At 63.4% G+C, this 19,707-nt stretch carries 25 protein-coding genes; 11 read left to right on the plus strand and 14 right to left on the minus strand.

The genetic code is table 11. From position 1 onward, the window contains the following. Positions 1-8 precede the first annotated feature (8 nt). Positions 9-275 (minus strand): hypothetical protein, encoded by a 267-nt coding sequence (locus P8Q88_RS07660; protein ID WP_278323257.1) that lies wholly within the window; start codon positions 273-275, stop codon positions 9-11. A gap of 199 nt (positions 276-474) precedes the next feature. Between P8Q88_RS07660 and P8Q88_RS07665 the strand changes: the two genes are divergently transcribed. Continuing rightward, on the plus strand, positions 475-771 hold the full coding sequence (locus P8Q88_RS07665) for a UrcA family protein (RefSeq protein ID WP_278323258.1): 297 nt from the start codon (positions 475-477) through the stop codon (positions 769-771). A 157-nt stretch (positions 772-928) separates the two neighbouring features. On the opposite strand, the gene P8Q88_RS07670 is transcribed toward P8Q88_RS07665, so the two are convergent. The 3 genes from P8Q88_RS07670 to P8Q88_RS07680 all read right to left on the minus strand — a co-directional run bounded on the left by P8Q88_RS07670 (position 929) and on the right by P8Q88_RS07680 (position 4,498). Next, positions 929-1,678, minus strand: a complete 750-nt coding sequence (locus tag P8Q88_RS07670; RefSeq protein ID WP_278323259.1) for a LytR/AlgR family response regulator transcription factor — start codon at positions 1,676-1,678, stop codon at positions 929-931. After that, positions 1,671-2,900 carry a sensor histidine kinase gene (locus tag P8Q88_RS07675; RefSeq protein WP_278323260.1) on the minus strand — a complete coding sequence of 410 codons (1,230 nt, stop codon included), beginning with the start codon at positions 2,898-2,900 and terminating at the stop codon, positions 1,671-1,673. Before P8Q88_RS07675 ends, P8Q88_RS07670 begins: the two co-directional genes overlap by 8 nt. A gap of 80 nt (positions 2,901-2,980) precedes the next feature. After that, positions 2,981-4,498 carry a fumarate hydratase gene (locus tag P8Q88_RS07680; protein WP_446532549.1) on the minus strand — a complete coding sequence of 506 codons (1,518 nt, stop codon included), beginning with the start codon at positions 4,496-4,498 and terminating at the stop codon, positions 2,981-2,983. A 153-nt stretch (positions 4,499-4,651) separates the two neighbouring features. On the opposite strand from P8Q88_RS07680, the gene P8Q88_RS07685 reads away from it, so the two are divergent. The 5 genes from P8Q88_RS07685 to P8Q88_RS07705 all read left to right on the plus strand — a co-directional run bounded on the left by P8Q88_RS07685 (position 4,652) and on the right by P8Q88_RS07705 (position 9,759). After that, the gene (locus P8Q88_RS07685) at positions 4,652-5,251 is read left to right on the plus strand and encodes a protein-L-isoaspartate O-methyltransferase family protein (RefSeq protein WP_278323262.1); all 600 of its coding nucleotides are present in this window, start codon (positions 4,652-4,654) and stop codon (positions 5,249-5,251) included. Next, the gene (locus P8Q88_RS07690) at positions 5,252-6,721 is read left to right on the plus strand and encodes a TolC family outer membrane protein (protein ID WP_278323263.1); all 1,470 of its coding nucleotides are present in this window, start codon (positions 5,252-5,254) and stop codon (positions 6,719-6,721) included. Between the two features lie 63 nt (positions 6,722-6,784). After that, positions 6,785-7,255 carry a DUF2497 domain-containing protein gene (locus P8Q88_RS07695; RefSeq protein WP_278323264.1) on the plus strand — a complete coding sequence of 157 codons (471 nt, stop codon included), beginning with the start codon at positions 6,785-6,787 and terminating at the stop codon, positions 7,253-7,255. Between the two features lie 45 nt (positions 7,256-7,300). Beyond that, a complete protein-coding gene (locus P8Q88_RS07700; RefSeq protein ID WP_278323265.1) occupies positions 7,301-9,388 on the plus strand; it encodes a dipeptidyl-peptidase 5 in 2,088 nt (695 codons plus the stop codon). Then, positions 9,385-9,759 (plus strand): (2Fe-2S) ferredoxin domain-containing protein, encoded by a 375-nt coding sequence (locus tag P8Q88_RS07705; RefSeq protein WP_278323266.1) that lies wholly within the window; start codon positions 9,385-9,387, stop codon positions 9,757-9,759. The genes P8Q88_RS07700 and P8Q88_RS07705 overlap by 4 nt, the downstream gene beginning before the upstream one ends. Here the strand turns inward: P8Q88_RS07705 and P8Q88_RS07710 are convergent. Continuing rightward, positions 9,756-10,046, minus strand: coding sequence for a hypothetical protein (locus P8Q88_RS07710; RefSeq protein ID WP_278323267.1), 291 nt, complete (start codon positions 10,044-10,046; stop codon positions 9,756-9,758). The two genes, P8Q88_RS07705 and P8Q88_RS07710, sit on opposite strands and share 4 nt — an antisense overlap. A gap of 118 nt (positions 10,047-10,164) precedes the next feature. Here P8Q88_RS07710 and P8Q88_RS07715 point away from each other — a divergent pair, with 118 nt between their 5' ends. From P8Q88_RS07715 to xth, 3 genes are read left to right on the plus strand one after another with little or no spacing between them, the layout of a single operon-like run. Next, positions 10,165-10,596, plus strand: a complete 432-nt coding sequence (locus P8Q88_RS07715) for a CBS domain-containing protein (RefSeq protein ID WP_278323269.1) — start codon at positions 10,165-10,167, stop codon at positions 10,594-10,596. A 31-nt stretch (positions 10,597-10,627) separates the two neighbouring features. Next, positions 10,628-10,957, plus strand: a complete 330-nt coding sequence (locus tag P8Q88_RS07720) for a HesB/IscA family protein (RefSeq protein ID WP_278323270.1) — start codon at positions 10,628-10,630, stop codon at positions 10,955-10,957. A 37-nt stretch (positions 10,958-10,994) separates the two neighbouring features. Further along, positions 10,995-11,780 carry an exodeoxyribonuclease III gene (gene xth / locus P8Q88_RS07725; RefSeq protein ID WP_278323271.1) on the plus strand — a complete coding sequence of 262 codons (786 nt, stop codon included), beginning with the start codon at positions 10,995-10,997 and terminating at the stop codon, positions 11,778-11,780. A gap of 70 nt (positions 11,781-11,850) precedes the next feature. Here the strand turns inward: xth and P8Q88_RS07730 are convergent, their stop codons facing one another. From P8Q88_RS07730 to P8Q88_RS07770, 9 genes are all read right to left on the minus strand, one after another. Beyond that, entirely contained in the window at positions 11,851-12,507 is a 657-nt protein-coding gene (locus P8Q88_RS07730) for a cell wall hydrolase (protein WP_278323272.1), read from the minus strand. A 198-nt stretch (positions 12,508-12,705) separates the two neighbouring features. Next, entirely contained in the window at positions 12,706-13,041 is a 336-nt protein-coding gene (locus tag P8Q88_RS07735) for a DUF1491 family protein (RefSeq protein ID WP_278323273.1), read from the minus strand. Between the two features lie 5 nt (positions 13,042-13,046). Next, the gene (locus P8Q88_RS07740; protein WP_278323274.1) at positions 13,047-13,514 is read right to left on the minus strand and encodes a PaaI family thioesterase; all 468 of its coding nucleotides are present in this window, start codon (positions 13,512-13,514) and stop codon (positions 13,047-13,049) included. 13 nt (positions 13,515-13,527) lie between these two features. Beyond that, positions 13,528-14,097: a ribosome hibernation-promoting factor, HPF/YfiA family gene (hpf, locus tag P8Q88_RS07745; protein WP_278323275.1), complete on the minus strand. Its 570-nt coding sequence runs from the start codon at positions 14,095-14,097 to the stop codon at positions 13,528-13,530. 65 nt (positions 14,098-14,162) lie between these two features. After that, positions 14,163-14,858, minus strand: coding sequence for a DNA polymerase III subunit epsilon (gene dnaQ, locus P8Q88_RS07750; protein ID WP_278323276.1), 696 nt, complete (start codon positions 14,856-14,858; stop codon positions 14,163-14,165). Between the two features lie 32 nt (positions 14,859-14,890). Then, entirely contained in the window at positions 14,891-15,511 is a 621-nt protein-coding gene (coaE, locus tag P8Q88_RS07755) for a dephospho-CoA kinase (protein WP_278323277.1), read from the minus strand. After that, positions 15,508-16,362: a shikimate dehydrogenase gene (gene aroE / locus P8Q88_RS07760; protein WP_278323278.1), complete on the minus strand. Its 855-nt coding sequence runs from the start codon at positions 16,360-16,362 to the stop codon at positions 15,508-15,510. Before aroE ends, coaE begins: the two co-directional genes overlap by 4 nt. After that, the gene (locus P8Q88_RS07765; protein ID WP_278323279.1) at positions 16,359-16,955 is read right to left on the minus strand and encodes a Maf family protein; all 597 of its coding nucleotides are present in this window, start codon (positions 16,953-16,955) and stop codon (positions 16,359-16,361) included. The genes aroE and P8Q88_RS07765 overlap by 4 nt, the downstream gene beginning before the upstream one ends. Further along, positions 16,952-17,737 (minus strand): pyruvate, water dikinase regulatory protein, encoded by a 786-nt coding sequence (locus tag P8Q88_RS07770; RefSeq protein WP_278323644.1) that lies wholly within the window; start codon positions 17,735-17,737, stop codon positions 16,952-16,954. The genes P8Q88_RS07765 and P8Q88_RS07770 overlap by 4 nt, the downstream gene beginning before the upstream one ends. Positions 17,738-18,113: 376 nt before the next feature. Between P8Q88_RS07770 and hemE the strand changes: the two genes are divergently transcribed. After that, complete coding sequence (hemE, locus tag P8Q88_RS07775; protein WP_278323280.1) at positions 18,114-19,139, plus strand: uroporphyrinogen decarboxylase; 1,026 nt, start codon at positions 18,114-18,116, stop codon at positions 19,137-19,139. 33 nt (positions 19,140-19,172) lie between these two features. Continuing rightward, on the plus strand, positions 19,173-19,616 hold the full coding sequence (locus P8Q88_RS07780) for a CopD family protein (RefSeq protein ID WP_278323281.1): 444 nt from the start codon (positions 19,173-19,175) through the stop codon (positions 19,614-19,616). Positions 19,617-19,707 lie beyond the last annotated feature (91 nt).

The raw sequence follows: 19,707 nt of genomic DNA on the forward strand, positions 1-19,707 counted from the left end.
GTTCCCGCTCAGATCCGGTTGTTCAAAACCAGCCAGTAGAAAGTCGCATTCACCGCTGTGTACCCCCCGTAAAGCCATGCGGCGGCGGGCCAGCCGTGTCCCGCGAGCAGCATCGCCACGAGCAGGACGCCGAATTCGAAGGCCAGCGACACGCGGCCGCCGTTGCGTCGCAGGGTCGCAGGAAGGGTCTCGAGAATGGGGTGTCCGCTCTCGAGCATTGCCTTGCCGACCGCGAAATTGATCACGCCACAGATGAAGAGAAGGCCGAGCATCATCGACTGACGGCATAGTCTCGACGCTTGCCGATTGCCAAGCGCCCTTCGTCGGCGCGCCGGCGCAATCCATCCAATCCGGTCGTCACCCGTCGAAACCCGCGTGCGATTACAGTTGTAGCTAGGCAATACAGGTGGGGCGGAGGGTCCTCCCCTACCAGTCCCCCAAAGTCCGGGACCCTCCGCCAACTGGAGAGATGCCATGAAAATCACCCTCGCAATTGCCGCCTTCGCCGGGCTCAGCCTCGCGATCCCTGCCCAGGCTTCCGATACACAAAGCATCGAAGTCCCGTTCGACGATCTGAACCTCGCCTCTGCAGCAGGTCAGGAGCGGCTTGATCGCCGGATCGAAGCCGCGGCGCGGACTGTGTGCGGCTACGAACGACGCACCGGCTCGCGGATTATCGACCACCAGACCCGCACCTGTCTCGATACCGCCCGCGCGAGCGCCCGCGCCAAGGTCGCCGAAGCCACCTCCGCCTTCACCAAGGGCGGTTGAGTATCTTGAGAGCAGCTGACCAAGAGCAGCGCGAAACGGGCGGCTGATACCCCCAGTTCAGCCCTTTACCTACGCCCCGACCGGAAGCAGTCCCCCGGTCGGGGCCGCCCTTTTTTCCGAGATGATTATTCGATCGACGCGCCGCGCGGGCAAAAAATCAGCGTCCGGCCATTGCCTTGACCTTGGGCAGATAGGTTCTGCCGATACGCAGGGCCTCGTCTTCTCCGAGTTCCACCGACCAGACACCGAGGCCATCGTGGCGAAGACCGGTTATGCGGTCCTTGCGCAGGATGGTCGAACGGTGGATGCGGATGAACTTGGCCGGATCGAGGCGCTTCTCCAGCCCCGCGATGGTTTGCAGCAGCAAGTAGGTGCGCGCATCCTCGCCATCGCCGACATAGAGCCGGACGTAGTCGCGCTCGGCATCGATCCGGCTCACTTCACTTGTGGCGATACGGATGAGTTCGGAACGGTGCGGAATCCACAGCTCCTCCAGCCACTGGCTCTCCGTTCGCTCGCCGTCGCCCCGGCGGGCCATGGCACGCTTGATGGCGCGCTCCAGGCGGTCGGGTTTTGCGGGCTTGAGCACGTAATCCACGGCGTCGAGGTCGAAAGCCTCGACTGCGTAATTATCGTGCGCGGTCACGAACACGATCGCCGGTCGCTGCGCTTCCTTCGCAAGGGACCGTGCCACCGACAGGCCGTCGACCTCGGGCATGGTCATGTCGAGCAGTACCAGATCGGGCGTCAGAGCTTCGACGAGTCTCAGCGCCTGGGCACCGTCGCTCGCCGTGCCGACCACGGCCAGATCTTCCATCTTGGCGCAAATGACCTGCATGCGTTCGACGGCCAACGGCTCGTCGTCGACGATCAGGGTGCGCAGCTTTTCGTTCGTCTCGTCAGCCATGTTTCACCAATGGTAGCCTGAGCTCAGTTTCATAGCCTTGCAGGGCCGGGCCGGAGGTGACCGTCGCCTCGTTGCCGAAGCGGGCTTCCAGCCGGTCGCGGACGTTGGCCAGGCCGATGCCGAAGCCGCCGCCATGGCCGCTCGGCACGCCCGGGCCGTCGTCGCTGACGGTGAGGACCAGGCGACCATACTCTTCGCGCGCGACGATCGAAACCGTCACCGGCCGGGCGCTGGCCGAAACCCCGTACTTGACCGAATTTTCCACCAGAGGTTGCAGGATCATGCCCGGCACCATGTAATTCGCGAGCTCCTGCGGGAGATCGACCTTCACGCGAAGGCGCTTGGGGAAGCGCACGGCCTCGATTTCGAGATAGTGCTCCTGCAAATCTATTTCGTCCGCGAGCGTGACGTCGCCCGTCGATTCGTCGGCCAGGCTGTGGCGATAGAAGCGCGAGATGGTCTGGATCATCTCCTCGGCCCGGTCGGTCTTGCCGGTCATGACCAGCGCCGACAGCGAGTTGAGCGTGTTGAACAGGAAATGGGGATTTACCTGATAGCGTAACGAGCGCAGCTCGGCAGCCTTGGCCGCACTGCGAAACCGTTCGCCTCGCCGCTCAGCCTCGCGGACCCGTGCGCCGGCAAGCAGGGCGAAGTAGATCGCGGCCCATGCCAGGAGCAGGAAGTACTGGCTGAGCGCCGATTCGACCAGGCGCAGCCAGCGATCGCGACTGGTTTCTGCCGGCAGGACGACGCGACCCATCGTCGGGCTCGAGGGACGCAGGGGATCGTCGAGCCCGGCCTCTTGCGGCGTCGGCGCCTCGATCACGATGTTTCCGGCCTCGTCGCGGCGCAGCGAGAAGCCACGCTCTTGGGCGATCTTGCTTTCGAGCTGCTTCTGCAGGTCGGCGAAAACAGTCTGGTTGATCTGCGCGATCAACATGGATGTCGGCAGGGCGAGGAGCACCGCCGCGGTAATCTGCAAGGCAAGGGAGCGGTGGTCGAACAGCCGGAGAACGAGCCACAGGATGAAGGTCGCGCCGACGCCGCCGATCACCACCAGTCCGCGACGCATCAGGAGATCGGGCTGGATATCGAGGCCGACGACAAACCCGCGCAGGGTAAAAATCACGAAATAGGCAAGCCACAGGCCGATGATCGAGATCATCACCGTGCGCACGGTCAGGCGCGCTGAAGGTTCGGCGGGGGAAGTATCGCTTTTCAAAACACCTACGCATTGGCCGGGCCGCGCCGGGAATGCCAGCCCGGCGGTCGAAAGCGTTCACACGTTGGTCGAACGCGAAGCTATTCGGCAGGCGCCAAGTCACCTTCGGCGATCCGGCGGCGCCACTCTGCCGGAGCGAGCGTGTGGACATTGTTGCCCTCGGCATCGACAGCTACGGTCACCGGCATGTCCTCGACCTCGAATTCGTAGATCGCCTCCATGCCCAGATCTTCGAATGCGACGACCTCCGCGCCCTTGATCGCCCGGCTGACCAGATAGGCCGCGCCGCCCGTCGCCATCAGGTAGGCGACCTTGAAATTGCTGATCACCTCAACCGCATTGTGTCCGCGCTCAGCCTTGCCGATCATTGCAAGAAGCCCGAGATCGAGCATCATTTCGGTAAACTTGTCCATGCGGGTCGCGGTGGTCGGTCCGGCCGGGCCGACGACTTCGCCCATGACCGGATCGACCGGTCCGACGTAGTAAATGGCGCGGCCCTTGAAATCGACGGGCAGCTCTTCGCCTGCCTCGAGCATGTCGTGGATCCGCTTGTGCGCGGCGTCGCGCCCGGTGAGCATCTTGCCCGACAGCAAGAGGCGGTCGCCATGCTTCCAGCTTGCCACTTCTTCCGGGGTCAGCGCATCGAGATCGACGCGCTTGGCCGCGGCGTCGGGTTTCCAGGTGACCTGCGGATATTCGTCGAGTTTCGGCGGCTCGAGATAGGCCGGCCCGGATCCATCGAGGGTGAAATGCGCATGGCGGGTCGCCGCGCAATTGGGAATCATGGCCACCGGTTTCCCCGCGGCATGGCAAGGCGCGTCGAGGATCTTCACGTCGAGCACGGTCGAGAGGCCGCCGAGCCCCTGAGCCCCCACGCCCATCGCATTGACCGCATCGAAAATATCGATCCGCAATTGCTCGATGTCGTTTTGGGCCCCGCGCTTCTTCAGTTGGCCCATGTCGATCGGGTCCATCAGCGAGAGCTTGGCAAGCTTCATGCAATGCTCTGCCGTACCGCCGATACCGATGCCCAGCATGCCCGGCGGACACCAGCCGGCGCCCATCGACGGGATCTGCTCGATCACCCAGTCGACGATATTGTCGGACGGGTTCATCATCTTGAACTTGGATTTGTTCTCGCTGCCGCCGCCCTTGGCCGCGACATCAATGCCCACGGTGTTGCCGGGCACCATTTCGACCGACAGCACGCACGGCGTGTTGTCGCGCGTATTGCGGCGGGTAAAGGCCGGATCGGCCAGGATCGATGCGCGCAGCTTGTTGTCCGGATGATTGTAAGCGCGCCGCACGCCCTCGTCGACGACCTCCTGCAAACTGCGATCGCTGTCGAGGCGGCAGTTCTGGCCCCAACGGACGAAGACGTTGACGATCCCCGTGTCCTGGCAGATCGGCCTGTGCCCTTCGGCGCACATGCGGCTGTTGGTCAGGATCTGCGCGATCGCGTCCTTGGCCGCGGGGCCTTGCTCCGCCTCATAGGCTTCTCCCAGCGCGCGGATGTAGTCCATCGGATGGTAGTAGGAGATGAATTGCAGCGCGTCGGCCACGCTTTCGATCAGGTCGGCTTCGCTGATGCTGGTCATGTCGCTCATCGCAGCAAGTTCCCATGTTGCAGAATTGCGCTCCCCGATAGGCGTGTTGGCGGCCATCGGTCAAAGCGCTTGGACACAAAAGGTCTTGCGCCTAAAGCAAGCCTGCTTGACCCAGCGTGTTATCAAGGTAATACAGCACCAGCCATGACCACCACAACTGCCTCTTCCATGGACTTCGCCGCCGCCCGCAAGGCAATGCTCGACAGCCAGCTACGCACGAGCGGCGTCAACCAGCCCTTCGTGCTCGAGCGGATGGGCTCGGTTCCCCGCGAAGATTTCGTGCCCGAAGCCATGCGCACCGCCGCCTACAATGATCGCGCGATCCGCCTGGGCGACGGCAAGGTACTGCCCCAGCCACTGTTCCACGGCATGATGCTGGAGGAAGCGCAGCCGCTGGCCAGCGACGAGGTGCTCGTTGTCGACGGGGGAAGCGGATACCTGCCCGCACTGATCGAGCCGATGGTGAAATCGGTCCGCACCATGACTCCCGACGAAGCCGCCGGTGGCCGCAAAAAGGGTAGCTATTCCCTCGTCCTGGTAGATGGCGCGATCGAGCATGTTCCCGCCGGCCTCGCCAAGCTGGTCGGCGACAACGGACGCATCGTGACAGGCCAGATCGACAATGGCGTTACTCGCCTGGCAACCGGGCGCAAGACGGCCGGATCGCTCGCCTTGCTGCCGCTGGCCGAACTGGGCATTCCGCGGCTGGCGCAATTCGACCGTCCGAGCGGCTGGAGTTTCTGAATGGCGCTACCACGCATCGGGACAGCACTTTCCGCAGGGGCCGCGGCCGGGGCGATGGCCTTTGCCTCGCCCGTCGCGGCCGACACGCTGCAAGAGGCGCTGGCAGCGGCCTATGTCAACAATCCTACGCTTCTTGCGGCCCGGGCCAACCAGCGCGCAACTGATGAGAACGTCCCGATCCAGCGCGCGCAGGGCCTGCCCAATGTCACGGCGAGCGGGCAGTATATCGAATTCGTCAAACCTTCGCCCAATGCTTTCGCACCGACCGAACGGTTGTTTCAGGTCGGGCCGGATCTGAACGTCCCGCTTTACCAGGGCGGCGCCATCAAGAACTCGGTGAAGGCATCGCAAGAACGTGTCGCTGCGGGCCAGGCCGATCTGCGCGCAACCGAGAGCGCGCTCTTCAGCCAGGTCGTCGCCGCTTATATGGATGTCCTCCTGACGCAGGCCGTGGTGGGCTTGCGGGCCAACCAGATCGAGGTGCTCGGCGTAAATCTGCAGGCGACGTCCGACCGCTTCGAGATCGGCGATGTGACGCGCACTGATGTCGCCCAATCACAGGCGCGCCTCGCGGTCGCAGAAGGCGATTTCCGCAATGCGCAGGCCAATCTCATCAACGCGCGCGAGACCTATATCCGGCTCGTCGGCGAGGCGCCGGAGAATCTCCAGCAGCCGCCTGCCCTGCCGAATCTGCCGGAGAACGTCGGCGGCGCGGTGGCTGTCGCACTCGAAGCCAATCCCGATCTTATCGCAGCAATCGAACGTGCACAGGCAGCGGGCTACGATGTCGAGGTGGCAGGTTCCGGCCGCCTCCCGAGCGTCACCGCCTTTGCCGGCCTCGACTACACCGACTATTTCGGAACGCTTGCAGGCGGCGACCCGCGTCTCACGCAGACGGAAACCACGGCGAGCGCGGGCGTGCGGTTCTCGATCCCGATATTCCAGGGCGGACTGCCCGCCGCCCGCCAGCGCCAGGCGCAGGCGCGCGAGACTGCCGCACTCGAACAGGTGATCGCTGCCGAGCGCGAGGTTATCGCGCAGGTTCGTGCCGCCTGGTCGAGCTGGCAGGCTTCGCTCGCCGTCATCCAGAGCAGCCAGGTCGCAGTCGATGCAGCCGATCTGAGCCTCGAGGGCGTGCGCGCGGAGAACTCGATCGGCAATCGGACGATCCTCGACGTGCTCAATGCGGAACAGGAGGTGCTTAACGCGCAGGTGCAGCTGGTGACCGCGCGCCGCAACGCCTATGTCGCCGGCTTCTCCCTGCTTGCCGCCATGGGTCGGGCCGAAGCGCGTGACCTGAATCTGGAAGGCGCAGGCGTGCTGTACGATCCGATGCTGAATTACGAGCGCGTGCGCGATCGCATCTGGGACTGGGACCGGGATCCCGAACCGGTAGCCTCGGCTTCGCGTACCGTCGACATTCCCGCCGCCAATGCCGATATCGCGGAAGAGGATGATTTCGCGGACTGAATCGGCTAAGTGCAAGGCGCAGGAGCGCAACGAGGCGCGATTCGGCACAGGGGTAGGGCAAGGATGAACCAGCCAGGCGAACCGTCGGTCGAGGAGATCCTCGACTCCATCAAGAAGGTGATCGCACGCGATTCCGGCGAAGCAGTCGGCATCGATCGGCGTCGCAAGCCTGCCGCAACGGCCACCCCCGAACCAGCTGACGCCGAAGAGGCGGAGGAAGTGCTCGAACTCGAAGCCGATTTCGCGGTCGAGGATATGGTGGCGCAGGGCGATCACGATGACATGGACGACGAGGACGCGCTGACCCGCGGCGACACACGCGAAGCGATGCGGCAGAATTTCGCCGCGCTCGCGATGCTGTCGCAGCCCGGCAAGCAACCGCAAATTGTGCGCTCGGGCGAAACCTCGCTCGAGGGTCTGGTGCGCGAGATGCTGCGCCCGATGCTGCGCGAATGGCTCGACGCCAACCTGCCGGGAATGGTGGAAGAGATGGTCAAGGCCGAGATCGCCCGGATCGCGGGCAAGCGCTCCTGATCTAACCGCTTAACTTTGGCTGCCCGCGCGCCTAAGCCTGCGCGCATGACTTCACGCATCGGGCTCGCACTCCCGCTCGCAAGCGCCATCGCGCTTTTCGCTTCCCCGCTGATGGCGCAGGACCGCGCGCCGATGAGCGCGCAGGATCTCGTCACGATGCCCCGGCTGGGTGCGCCCAGCGTCGATCCATCGGGGCGCATGGCCGTCTATCCCGTCACGACGACCGATCCGCAGAGCTATGCGCGCGACAGTGCCCTCCACATGCGCTTGCTGAACGCCATCGATGCAGCGCCCGTCCGGCTCGATCTCGACGGAAGCGATGCCCGCTTCGGCGGTGATGGATGGCTCTATTTCCTCAAGGAGGAGCAGGTCTGGCGCGCGCGCGTAGGTACGGACGGCAGCGTGACCGCGATGAGCCAGGTCACCGATCTGCCGCGCGCGGTGAACGGTTTCGACGTGTCGCGCGATGGCAGCCGTATTGCCGTCTGGACCGATCTGCCGCGGGACTGCACGACGCTCGATTGCGACGATAGCGCCAAATCCTATGCGCCCGGCCCCGGGACAGGCCTGCTGTTTGAAGGCGACGGGGGTTTCGTCCGCCACTGGGACGAATGGGAGACACCCGGAACCTACAGCCGGGTTTTCGCGCTATCGCTGGAAAACGGCACGGCCTCCGGTCCGGCGATCGCACTCGACGGCCCCATCGGCGCAGGCGGACCTGCCGGGGATACGCCGACGAGACCATTCGGCGGCGGGGAGGATGTGGCCTTCGCGCCGACCGGCCGAGGGGTCTATTTCACTGCACGCGAGGCGGGTCGGGGCGAGCCCTACTCGACCAACCTCGACATCTGGTATTCCGATCTCGGTGGCGGCGCTCCGGTCAATCTGACTCAGGATAACGAAGCGCTCGACGCGCTGCCGACCCCTTCGCCCGACGGTCGCTATCTGGCCTATGTGGCGATGGAGCGACCGACATACGAAGCCGATCGGCAAGTCGTGATGCTGCGCGACCTGCGGACGGGCGAAACCAAGGCGCTTACCGAAGAATTCGATCGCAGCTTCGGCTCGCTTGCCTGGACCCGCGACGCACGCTGGATCATCGCCACCGCGCAGGACGTGCTGGACACTCCGGCCTTTCGGATCGATCCGCGCACCGGGCAGGTCGAGCGGCTCGATCTGATGGCCGGCAATGAAGCGCATATCGGCAATGTGGTGCCCTTGCACGGTGGGGACATCGTTTTCACGCGCGACTCGATCGGAGCACCTGCCGAGCTCTACCTTGCGCGCAATTGGGGGCAGGCCAAGCCGCTCACCGATATCGCGACCAGCCGCATGGGAACGCTCGCCCCGGTCGTGGTCCAGCGGTTCAGCTTCGCGGGTGCAAACAGCGACACGGTCTGGGGTCAGATCACCAAGCCCGAAGGCGTCTCCGGCCGCCTCCCGGCGATCCTCTACGTCCATGGCGGGCCGCAAGGTTCGTTCAACGATGGCTGGTCGAGCCGCTGGAACCCCCGCGTGGTCGCCAGCCAAGGGTATGCGGTGGTCTCGGTCGATTTCCATGGATCGACCGGATACGGACAGGCGTTCACGGACGCGATCAATCGGGACTGGGGCGGGAAACCGCTCGAAGACTTGCAGAAGGGCCTCACCGCTGCGCTCGAGCTCGACAGCCAGATCGACGGTAGCCGCAGTTGCGCGATGGGGGCGAGCTATGGCGGCTACATGATGAACTGGATTGCCGGGAAATGGCCCGATCGGTTCGATTGCCTCGTCCAGCATGACGGCTTGTTCGACATGCGCAGCTTCTATTTCACGACCGAGGAACTGTGGTTCCCGCGCTGGGATTTCGGGGGCGGCTATCTCGAAAACCCGGAAGCCTATGAGAAATGGAATCCGGTTAACCACGTGGACAAATGGCAGACGCCGATGCTGGTGATCACCGGGATGAAGGACTTTCGTGTGCCCTATACTCAGGGGGTCGCCAGCTTCACCGCCCTGCAGGAGAAGCAAATCCCCAGCCAGCTGCTCGTTTTTCCCGACGAGAACCACTGGGTGCTGAAGCCGAAGAATTCGCTGCAATGGCACAACACCGTTTTCGCATGGCTCGACCGCTGGCTGAAGCCCGCCAAATGAACGCGAGTCCGAAGAAGCTGGGCAAGGCCGAAAAGGCGCTTGCAAAGATCGGCGGCGCCTCGGCACAGCGCCAGATTTTCCTGTGCGCCGTGTCCGAGAAGCAGAAATGCTGCAAGCGCGACGAAGGCAAGGCGGCCTGGAATTATCTCAAGAAACGGCTGAAGGAACTCAAGCTGGTCGGCCCCGGCGCCACGGTCCAGCGGACCAAGGCCGACTGCCTGCAGATTTGCGAAGCAGGACCGATCGCCGTCGTCTGGCCCGAGAACGTCTGGTATCATTCCTGCAACGAAGAGGTGCTGGAGGCGATCATTCAGCGCCACCTGATCGGCGGCGTGCCGGTCGAGGAATACCGGCTCTATCCGGCCGACTAATCCTCGTCCGAAAGGGGATCCTCGATCGATTCGTCATGTCCGGTGCCCGATGACAGGAACACCAGCCCCATCAACGCGCTGGCGAGCAGCATGGTGAAGCCGATGCCGAGCGCCGCCGCGATATAATAGTGGATCGAGGCTTCCTCGCTCCCGAACTTCCAGAGCAATGCCAGCGAGATCGCCACCACGCCCAGCGTCAGCAGGAACATGAACCGCATAATGCGGCGGAAGCGCGCCCACGCGTAAGCAGCCTGTTCGGGATCATCGAGGGGAGACTTCTGGACCATCAGGCCAGCCTGTGACGCTTATCGCGCTGCAAGGCAACGTCTGCGATAGCGTACGCGACTCGCAATTCCCCCGCAATGGTGGCATTCTCCCCATGCTGAACAAGGGAGAAGAAGCGCCATGGATATCGGATCGCTCATCGCGGATCGCGCCAGTTCGAGTGTCATTTCCTGCTCGGTGGACACGCCCGTGAGCGAGGCTGTCGGTCTGCTTGCCTCGAAGCGCATCGGCGCACTCCCGGTGATGGAAGAGGGCAAAGTCGCGGGCATCTTTTCCGAACGCGACGTGATCTACCGCTTGTCGCAGGAAGGCGATGCCTGCCTGTCGCGGCGCGTCAGCGAGGTGATGACATCGCCCGCGATCACGGTCGACCGCACGACGAAGATCGACCAGGCGCTCGCGCTGATGACCAAGCGCCGGATTCGCCATCTTCCGGTGGTCGAGGGCGACAATATGGTCGGCTTCATATCGATCGGCGACCTCGTCAAATCGCGGTTCGACGAGGTCCAGCACGAAGCCGAGGCGATGCGCGATTACATCGCCCACGCTTGAGACTGGCGCCCCCACCCCCTACATCGAGCCTATGACGAGCGCCCCCACCCTGACCGATGCCGCCGCAGCGCGCGTGGCCGCCATTGCGCAGAAACAGGCGAAACCTGCGATCCTGCGTCTTTCGGTCGAAGGCGGAGGCTGTTCGGGCTTCCAGTACAAGTTCGACCTGGCCGCAGATGCCGAGGGTGACGACGCGGTGAGCGAAACAGACGGCGTCAAGCTGCTGGTCGACCCCGTAAGCCTGGACCTCGTCGCAGGGAGCAGGGTCGATTTCGTCGAGGATCTCGGCGGAGCGGCCTTCAAGGTCGAAAACCCCCAGGCGGCCGCCGGCTGTGGTTGCGGATCGAGCTTCGGGATTTGAATTAGACCCGGGCGCCCCTTTCGGGCATCACCGCCCGATGCGTATCGCCACCTACAATATCAACGGGATCAAGGCCCGGTTGCCGCGACTGAAGGAATGGCTCGAGGAGACTCGCCCCGCCGTCGCCTGCCTTCAGGAAATCAAGTCGATGGACGACGGGTTTCCCGCCGACGAGTTCGAGGCAATCGGATACAAGGCGATCTGGCACGGTCAGAAGAGCTTCAATGGCGTCGCGATCCTCGCCGACGGCGTCGAGCCCAAGGAAATCCAGCGCGGCTTGGGCATTGACGGACCCAAGGACGACGAGGGTGAGCAGGCGCGCTATCTCGAGGCCGAAGTGAACGGCGTTCGAATCTGCAACCTTTATCTGCCCAACGGCAATCCGCATCCGGGACCCAAATTCACCTACAAGCTCGACTGGATGGAGAAGCTTCGCGAGCGCATGAAGGCGGTCTGGGAGGAAGAGGTCCCTGCCGTGGTGCTGGGCGATTTCAATGTCATTCCGGAAGACAAGGATGTCTGGTCGGTAAGGGCAATGGCGAACGATGCGCTGATGCAGCCCGAATCGCGCGATGCGTTCAAGCGCCTTCTGGCCGACGGCTGGACCGATGCGATCGACACGCTCAATCCGCGCGGCGGTGTCTGGACCTATTGGGATTATCAGGCTGGCGCCTGGCAGCGCGATCACGGCTTCCGTATCGATCACCTCCTGCTGTCCCCTGAGCTGGCCGACCGAATGACGGCAGCCGGAGTAGACAAGGAATATCGCGGCCGCGAAAAAGCCAGCGATCATACGCCCGTCTGGGTCGAGATCGCCGCCTAGGGCAAAACGAAGAGAGGGCCGCCGCGGAAATGCGACGACCCTCCTCGTTGTTGCCTATGTGGCCGCGGGTTCAGCGGTAGAAGATATGCGTATCAATGGTCGCGGTCGCCACCTTCTTGTAGCTCCAGCTGGGCTTCACATATTTCGCATGGAAGAATAGCGCGTCGCCGGCTTCGCTATCCCACAGGCCGCGGTGGGCGATGCGCGCGATGGCCTTGGCGCGGGTCCACGCCGCCGTGCCGGTGCGGATGCGCGGCATGCGGCCGCCCTTGACGAAGGAAAACTGCGAGCGCTGGTAGACGACGCCGCAATAGCTCGACGGGAAGCGGCGATCTTCGGCGCGATTGATGATGACGCGCGCGACAGCCAACTGGCCTTCGAGTGGTTCGCCCCGCGATTCAAAATAGATCGCGCCGGCAAGGCATTGCAGTTCGGAAGACAATTCGCCCGTTGCGGGCATCGCACCAACGAGCTCGCGCAGGCTCTGGGCGCGCGGCGCTTCGTCGATGACGGGAATCTCGTCAGTCGCTTCCTCGGGAAACTCCTGAACCACGGCCTTCTCGACAAAAACCGGCACAACCTCTTCGGTCAGCGGGGTTTCGACGGCGGCGGTCTCAGTCGCTTGTGCCGCGACCTGGGCATAGGCGCCGGAATTTTCCGCTCCGGCCAGCGTGGTAAGGGCAATCGCCGCGGCAACCGCGGTGAAACCGGTAAATCTACGAACCATTTTTCAGCTAAACTAAGCGGTTGATGGCCTGTCGCAGACTGGGATCCTAGCGCGTTATATGCGTCGTTAGGAATGGATCCGTTACGGGCCTGCCGCCCATCCCCCGTCTGCGTGCTAGCCTACCGACCCCATTGCCGAGATAGGCCGCCTACGCATCGAAGTTGGCAGCCAAATAGTCGCAAACGAAACCAAGTCAAGTTAAGGTGCCTTTGAATCGATGAAGCGTTCCGCCTCCGCGATATCCAGCTCTATGATCCAGCAGTCTGGATCGGAGTGTCTGCGGCGCTGAATATATTCACCAAATTCCATCGGATTATCAGGGCTTTGAGTGCGCGTTATAGTGAAGTTTCGCGACCCGTCGAGCTGCGGCATCCGTTCCCAAAGTGTTGCGTTTTTCCCACGATCCATGGTTACCAGCAGCACCGTACCCGCATCGCGTTCGCCGCGCTGGATAACGGTCGCGAACCCTCCGGCGGCTTCGACGGCGCGGATGAGGCCCGAGACCTCGAGATGAGCGGGCAGGCGCCCCTCCATCCCGCTCAATCCCGTCCGAGGTAGCCCGGCAGGCTGGATAGCGCGATGCGTGAGCGCATGAAGGTGCCAGTTCCCCGTCCGATCTCATCGCCTTCTTCGTCGACCAGGCGCGATTCGGCGACAAACACGCGCTTGCGGCCACTGACCCACTTGCCTTCCGCGACGACCTTTCCGGCACGCACGGGCTTGGTAAAATGGAGATTGAAGCTGGTCGTCAGCAGGAATCGATCGGTCACCAGCGTGTTGGCGGCATAGAAGGCCGCATCGTCGAGCATCTTGAAGTAGATAGTGCCGTGCGCAGCACCGGCGGCGTGATAGACCGCCTCGGTGATCTCGAACGAAATCCGGGCCCGCCCCTCGCCCGTAACCGCCAGCTGCGACGAGAACACAGCATTGACCGGCGCCGAAGCGTACAGTCCTTCGAGCGCGCGATAGTGCCGCTCGGCCCCGCTACTTGCTGCAGTTTCTCCCATTCGCGCAGGCCGCTCAGCGCGGCTCGACCCACCCGATCGAGCCATCATGGCGGCGATAGACCATATTGTGCTGCTCGCTGCCGGCATTCTTGAACAGCAGCGCATTGGCATTTTGCAGGTCGAGCATCATCACCGCATCGGCAACGCTGCATTCGGGAATGATGGCGCGCGTTTCGGCAATGACCGGCGGGCTGTCGACGGTGATCTCGTCCTCGTCGTCCTCATCGGGTGCGGCAAGGATCGTGTAGGCCGCCTCCTCCTCGCGCAATGCGTGTGCCGCCTGTTCATGCCGATCCTGTATGCGGCGCTTGTAGCGGCGCAACTGTTTCTCGATCTTGGCCGCGGCCTTGTCGAAGGCCTGATGCACGTCATGGGCCTCGGCATGCCCCTTGAGGATCAGGCCTTGCATGACATGCGTCACGATGTCCGCGGTGAAAGATCCGCCCGGCCCCTTGCCGAAGGTGACATGCGAGGAGATTGCGCGGTTGAAATGCTTGTCGACGATGCCGTTCATGCGATCACCGACATGCTCCTGAAGGGCAGCGCCGGTGTCGATCTGGTGGCCGGAAACGCGGATATCCATGGCTTTCGTTCTCCTTGTTCGTTCCGTCGACCCCTCGATGGCCGCGCCTCACACAAGCGTGCGGCCTAACCCCAGAGCGGGTTTTCGATGCCCGCCATGAACTGCCTGTGGCGCGCCAGCTCCTCCGCCGTTGCGGCATGGGGTCGCGGCTCGCGACGTGGCCTATCGGGCGCGCGACGCACGGCTACCGGTTCGGTCCCGCCAAGGGCGCGGCGCCCTTCGATTTCGGCCGCAAGCTCCAGGCCGATCTGGCGCCCGCCCTTCAGTTCGACATAGACCTGCGCGAGCAGTTCGGCATCGAGCAGCGCGCCATGCTTTACGCGGTGACTGCGATCGATCCCGTAACGCGAACACAGCGCGTCGAGCGACAGCTTGGCCCCAGGATGCCGCTTGCGCGCGATGGCGACCGTATCGACCATGCGGGTGGTGCAGACCGGATCCCGCCCGCAGATCGCCAGTTCGGCGTTCAGAAATCCGAAGTCGAAGCCCGCATTGTGCGCGACCAGCGGGGAGTCGCCAAGAAACGCCAGCAGCTCTTCGACAGCATGGGAGAACAGCGGCTTGTCCGACAGGAAGTTGGCCGATAGGCCGTGCACCGCCTCGGCGCCGGCGGGCATGTCGCGTTCGGGATTGAAATAGGCGTGATAGGTCTTGCCGGTCGGCACGAGGTTGACCATCTCGACACACCCGATCTCGACCATCCGGTCCCCGGTTTTGGGATCGAGTCCGGTCGTTTCGGTGTCGAACACAATTTCACGCATTGGCTAACCTATCGGCCTCAAACCCCGCGATTTCAAGGGGTATCGCGACGTCGATCCGATGCCGTCGCACGCAATTCCCCAATCAGCGCAAGGACGGCATCTTCGGTTTCCGCAAGCGACGTACCGGTATCGATGACGTGGTCGGCCCGGTCTCGCTTCTCCGCATCGGGGACCTGCAGGGACAGGATGTGAGAGAACTTTTCCGCCGTCATTCCAGGCCGGGCCAGTACGCGCTCACGCTGCTGCTCCGCCCCGGCGGAAACGACGACGATGCGGTCGACGGCCTCCGCGCCGCCTTTTTCGAACAGAAGCGGGATGTCGAAGACGACCAGCGGTGCTCCTGCGTGTTCGATCAGAAAAGCCTCGCGCTTGCGCGCCACTGCCGGATGGACGATCGCCTCGAGTCGCGCGAGCGCTTCGCTGTCGCCGAAGACCTCGCCACCCAACCTGTCGCGGTCGACACCGTTCGGGCCAGTACTGCCAGGAAAGGCCGCCTCGATCGCTGGCAGCAACTCTCCTCCCGGTCCCTGCATGGCGCGCACTTCGGCATCGGCATCGAAAACCGGGACACCGGCCGCCTCGAACATGGCGGCGACGGTGGACTTGCCCATGCCGATCGACCCGGTGAGACCGATTATCAGCGGGCGGCTCATGCCATCAGTCTTTCGCGCAGTTCGGCATCATGTTCGCGTGGTGGCTCGACGCCGAAGAAATGCCCGAACGCGGCGGCTGCCTGGCCAATCAGCATGGCGAGGCCGTCGATAGTATCGAACCCCGCCCCGCGCGCGTTCTCCAGAAAGCGTGTATCAACCGGATCGGTCACGATATCATAGCCAATCGAGCCGGGTGGGGCGTGGCTCCAGTCAAAAGCGAGCTGCGGTTGGCCGCGCATGCCGAGCGGGGAAGCGTTGACCACCAGGTCGCAGCAGCCTTCACGATCGTCGAAAGCGAAATCGGTCGTATCGGCAAAGTGATCAAGCGGGGCGACGTGATGTTCGCCGTCCGGATCGAGTTCTTCGAGCAGTCCTCGCGCCTTTTCGGTATTGCGTCCGGCGAGAACGATCGTGAAATTCTCCTTCACCAGCGCGGCAATGATCGCCCGCGCCGCGCCCCCGGTCCCGATTATCCGCGCCATCCGGAAATAGTGCTGGCTCCGCAGCAGGGACTGCAGCGGCTCGAGAAAGCCAGCGACATCGGTGTTGCGGCCGACCAGCGCGCCGTCCGCTGCCTTGACGACTGTATTCACGGCCCCCACGCGCTTGGCGAGAGGCTCCAGCCGGTCGAGAAGGGGCATGATGGCCTGCTTGTGCGGCATGGTCACATTGCACCCGCGCCAGTCAGGATCTTGGCGCCGATGGTCGCAATAGGCTTCGAGGTCCTCCGCGCTGACCAACTGCGCGCGATACTCCGCATCGAGGCCGAGCTTTTCGATCCAGAAGCCGTGGATGGCCGGCGACTTGGACTGTGCGATCGGATCGCCGATGACTTCCGCGTAATGGCTCACGCGGCAAGGGCGCCTTCCTCGCGCAGAGCCTCGAGCACCTGCAGCAGCGGCATGCCGAGCACGGTGAACTGATCGCCCATGATGCTTTCGAACAGCTGCACACCCGGCCCCTCGATGCGAAAAACGCCGACGCAATAGGAAACCGCCGGCCATTCTGCGTCGAGATAGGCATCGATGAACGCGTCGCTGAGCTCGCGGACACGCAGGCGCGCGAAATCGGAGCCGACCCAGACGATCTGCCCGCCACGCGCCAGCGCCGCGGCACTGTGCAATGTCATCACCTTGCCCGAAAAGCTGCGCAGATGCTCCGCCGCCTGCGCGCGTGATGCCGGCTTGTCGAACCGCCGGCCATCGACTTCCACGAGTGAATCGGACCCGAGAACGAGCTGCTCCGACGTAATCGCCGCCGCCTTTGCCGCCGCCAGCGCCTGTGCGACCTCGGCAGGGTCGGCGCCTGCCATATCCGCTTCGAGCGCGCGCTCGTCGACATCGGCGGGCTGTGCCGTGAACGCAATTCCGGCAGCTTCCAGCATCGCCTTGCGCGAGGCGCTGTTCGAAGCAAGGACGATGCCGTTGCCTGCGATACCGATCATATCGGTTTTGCCCCCTGGCTCGATCCGCGCAGCTCGCGTTCGTTGAAAAGGCGAATGACCGCCGCGGCGGTTTCCTCGATCGATCGGCGGGTAACGTCGATCACCGCCCAGCCATTGTCGGCAAACATGCGCCGCGCGAATTTCACCTCGTCCTTCACCCGCTCGTTGTCGACATAGTCGGTCTGGCGTTCCTCGTTCAGCGTCAGCAGGCGATTGCGCCGGATCTGCACCAGCCGCTCGGGCGCAGTGGTGAGACCGACGACCATCGGTTTTTTCAGTTCGAACAGTTTCGCAGGCGGCGGGCTTTCCACGACCAGGGGGATATTCGCGACCTTGTATCCGCGATTGGCGAGATAGATACTGGTCGGCGTTTTCGAGCTGCGCGAGACGCCGGCGAGCACGATGTCGGCCTCTTCCCAGTTCTCCCAGCCCACGCCATCGTCATGGGCAATGGTGAACTGGATCGCCTCGACGCGTTCGAAATAGGCCTTGTCCATCGCATGCTGGCGCCCGGGCCGCCCATGCGCTTCCTGGCCCAGCGCCTTTTCAAGTGCAGAGGTGACATGGTCGAGGATCGGCACGGCGGGCAGGCCCTGCTGTGCGCAAACCTCTTCCAGCCGCGCACGGGTCTCGGGATTGACCAGAGTGAACATCACGAGACCCGGATTGGCCTTGAGTTCGGGCACGATCCGTTCGAGATGCTGGCGGCTGCGCACCATTGGCCAGAAATGCCGCATGACGTCGGCATCCTCGAATTGAGCGAGAGCCGCCTTGGCCAGCATTTCCAGCGTTTCGCCGGTGGAATCGGAAAGAAGGTGGAGGTGGACTCGGTTGGAAATGGTGAGGTTTCCTGCCTGTGGAGAAGCACCGGCATAAACCACGGGAGAGCCCTGGCGACAAGTTCGGGACGAAATTGCCTCCCCAATGCGAGTCCTTCGCCAGGCGATTCCCGCACACCAAATGCGAGTTTTGCGCAAGGCGACTAACAGCGAGGAAAAGTTTGACTCGACTCACTGCGGCTGGCGAGTCGCCGATCCCCTGTCGCCCTTTGCATTGCTGGAGAAATCGGGCAGGGACGGCTTATCCCTGAAATCCACAGGGCCAACAGACTCCATCATCTCTCTTTAAATAAATAATATTATTGGATTGGACTCTCCGATGCCCGGTCTCCTCCTCGATACGCTGAACGGCAAACGAGGCACGCGCGTGCCTCTCTGGCTCATGCGACAGGCCGGGCGCTATCTGCCCGAATATCGTGCCCTGCGAGAAACGAAGGGCGGATTTCTCGCGATGGCTTACGACAGCGAAGCTGCCTGCGAAATCACGCTGCAACCGATCGAGCGTTTCGGCTTCGACGGGGCAATCCTGTTTTCCGATATCCTGATCGTGCCCCATGCGATGGGGCAACATCTCGAATTCCTGGCCGGCGAGGGACCCAGGCTATCGCCAGCTCTTGTCGATGCCGCGCTCGAAGACCTGGTGGCAGACCACTCGCGCTACGATCCGATCTACCAGACCGTTCGCCTGTGTCGCGAACGCCTGTCGGACGAGGTCACCATGCTGGGCTTCGCAGGCAGCCCCTGGACGGTCGCGACCTACATGGTGGCGGGTGAGGGGAGCCGTGACCAGCACGACGCTCGCGCCATGGCTTATCGCGACCCGGCCGCGTTGCAGGCGATTGTCGATGCGATTACCGACGAGACGATCACCTATCTGCAAGGCCAGATCGATGCGGGCGCCGAGGCCGTGCAATTGTTCGACAGCTGGTCGGGCAGCCTCGCCCCGGATGAATTCGAGCGCTGGGTGGTGGCACCCAACGCCAGGATCGTCTCCGCATTGAAGGCGAGCCATGCCTCCACGCCAATCATCGGCTTCCCCAAGGGGGCAGGCGAAAAGCTGCCCGGCTATGCCCGCGAGACCGGCGTCGATGCAGTTGGCGTGGACGAAACGCTCGATCCCGCCTGGGTGGCACGCGAACTGCCTGCCGGCATGCCGGTGCAGGGCAATCTCGACCCGCTGCTTCTGCTGGCAGGAAGCGATCGGCTGGAAGACCGGGCGCGCGCCATTCTCGAAGCGTTTGCCGACCGGCCGCATGTCTTCAATCTCGGCCATGGCATCGACCGGCGCACGCCGATCGATCATGTGCACCGGCTGATCGACACGGTCCGGTCTTTCGAGGGGTGACGCGCGGCTGATGGCTCACTACATCAACGCGCAATGCAGGATGTCCTCGCAATGACCTATCTCTGGCTCAAGGCCGGCCACGTGATCTTCATGGTCTTCTGGCTGGCGGGGCTGTTCATGCTGCCGCGCCAGATGATCTACCTGCATCCGGCTACACCGGATACGGACGAGACTGCGCTGTGGGGCAAGCGAATAGGGCTCTTGCGTAAAATCATCCTGACGCCGAGCCTTGTCGTCGTCTGGCTGCTGGGCCTTGCCCTGGCGGTTTCTATCGGCGCCTTCACCCAGGGCTGGTTCCATGCCAAGTTGCTGCTGGTCATCCTGCTGACCGGCTATCACGGCTACATGGTTGCCCAGTCGAAGAAGATGGTCGCAGGCAAGCGGCCCTTGAGCGAGAAACAGCTGCGCATGCTGGGCGAGGTGCCGGGCATCCTGCTCGCGCTCATCGTGGTCCTCGTGATCGTCAAGCCGTTCTGAACCCGCGCCATGCCCGATTGGCGATTGACGGCCTGTCCGGGCAATCGTAACTGCAATCTACCTACCGGCTACAGGCCCCGCATCCGACGGG

Source organism: Qipengyuania marincola (assembly GCF_029688625.1).
Lineage (GTDB): Bacteria > Pseudomonadota > Alphaproteobacteria > Sphingomonadales > Sphingomonadaceae > Qipengyuania.

What these genes read in the sequence shown, in the direction of transcription:
- P8Q88_RS07740 (WP_278323274.1), bottom strand. Translation starts at nt 13,514, where the DNA reads ATGGGAGAAACTGCAGCAAGTAGCGGGGCCGAGCGGCACTATCGCGCG.
- P8Q88_RS07720 (WP_278323270.1), top strand. Translation starts at nt 10,628, where the DNA reads ATGACGAGCGCCCCCACCCTGACCGATGCCGCCGCAGCGCGCGTGGCC.
- P8Q88_RS07695 (WP_278323264.1), top strand. Translation starts at nt 6,785, where the DNA reads ATGAACCAGCCAGGCGAACCGTCGGTCGAGGAGATCCTCGACTCCATC.
- P8Q88_RS07705 (WP_278323266.1), top strand. Translation starts at nt 9,385, where the DNA reads ATGAACGCGAGTCCGAAGAAGCTGGGCAAGGCCGAAAAGGCGCTTGCA.
- P8Q88_RS07665 (WP_278323258.1), top strand. Translation starts at nt 475, where the DNA reads ATGAAAATCACCCTCGCAATTGCCGCCTTCGCCGGGCTCAGCCTCGCG.
- P8Q88_RS07780 (WP_278323281.1), top strand. Translation starts at nt 19,173, where the DNA reads ATGCAGGATGTCCTCGCAATGACCTATCTCTGGCTCAAGGCCGGCCAC.
- P8Q88_RS07715 (WP_278323269.1), top strand. Translation starts at nt 10,165, where the DNA reads ATGGATATCGGATCGCTCATCGCGGATCGCGCCAGTTCGAGTGTCATT.
- P8Q88_RS07735 (WP_278323273.1), bottom strand. Translation starts at nt 13,041, where the DNA reads ATGGAGGGGCGCCTGCCCGCTCATCTCGAGGTCTCGGGCCTCATCCGC.
- P8Q88_RS07660 (WP_278323257.1), bottom strand. Translation starts at nt 275, where the DNA reads ATGATGCTCGGCCTTCTCTTCATCTGTGGCGTGATCAATTTCGCGGTC.
- P8Q88_RS07670 (WP_278323259.1), bottom strand. Translation starts at nt 1,678, where the DNA reads ATGGCTGACGAGACGAACGAAAAGCTGCGCACCCTGATCGTCGACGAC.
- P8Q88_RS07770 (WP_278323644.1), bottom strand. Translation starts at nt 17,737, where the DNA reads ATGCTGGCCAAGGCGGCTCTCGCTCAATTCGAGGATGCCGACGTCATG.
- coaE (WP_278323277.1), bottom strand. Translation starts at nt 15,511, where the DNA reads ATGAGCCGCCCGCTGATAATCGGTCTCACCGGGTCGATCGGCATGGGC.
- P8Q88_RS07710 (WP_278323267.1), bottom strand. Translation starts at nt 10,046, where the DNA reads ATGGTCCAGAAGTCTCCCCTCGATGATCCCGAACAGGCTGCTTACGCG.
- P8Q88_RS07680 (WP_446532549.1), bottom strand. Translation starts at nt 4,498, where the DNA reads ATGACCAGCATCAGCGAAGCCGACCTGATCGAAAGCGTGGCCGACGCG.
- P8Q88_RS07700 (WP_278323265.1), top strand. Translation starts at nt 7,301, where the DNA reads ATGACTTCACGCATCGGGCTCGCACTCCCGCTCGCAAGCGCCATCGCG.
- hemE (WP_278323280.1), top strand. Translation starts at nt 18,114, where the DNA reads ATGCCCGGTCTCCTCCTCGATACGCTGAACGGCAAACGAGGCACGCGC.
- P8Q88_RS07690 (WP_278323263.1), top strand. Translation starts at nt 5,252, where the DNA reads ATGGCGCTACCACGCATCGGGACAGCACTTTCCGCAGGGGCCGCGGCC.
- hpf (WP_278323275.1), bottom strand. Translation starts at nt 14,097, where the DNA reads ATGGATATCCGCGTTTCCGGCCACCAGATCGACACCGGCGCTGCCCTT.
- P8Q88_RS07685 (WP_278323262.1), top strand. Translation starts at nt 4,652, where the DNA reads ATGACCACCACAACTGCCTCTTCCATGGACTTCGCCGCCGCCCGCAAG.
- P8Q88_RS07730 (WP_278323272.1), bottom strand. Translation starts at nt 12,507, where the DNA reads ATGGTTCGTAGATTTACCGGTTTCACCGCGGTTGCCGCGGCGATTGCC.
- P8Q88_RS07765 (WP_278323279.1), bottom strand. Translation starts at nt 16,955, where the DNA reads ATGATCGGTATCGCAGGCAACGGCATCGTCCTTGCTTCGAACAGCGCC.
- xth (WP_278323271.1), top strand. Translation starts at nt 10,995, where the DNA reads ATGCGTATCGCCACCTACAATATCAACGGGATCAAGGCCCGGTTGCCG.
- dnaQ (WP_278323276.1), bottom strand. Translation starts at nt 14,858, where the DNA reads ATGCGTGAAATTGTGTTCGACACCGAAACGACCGGACTCGATCCCAAA.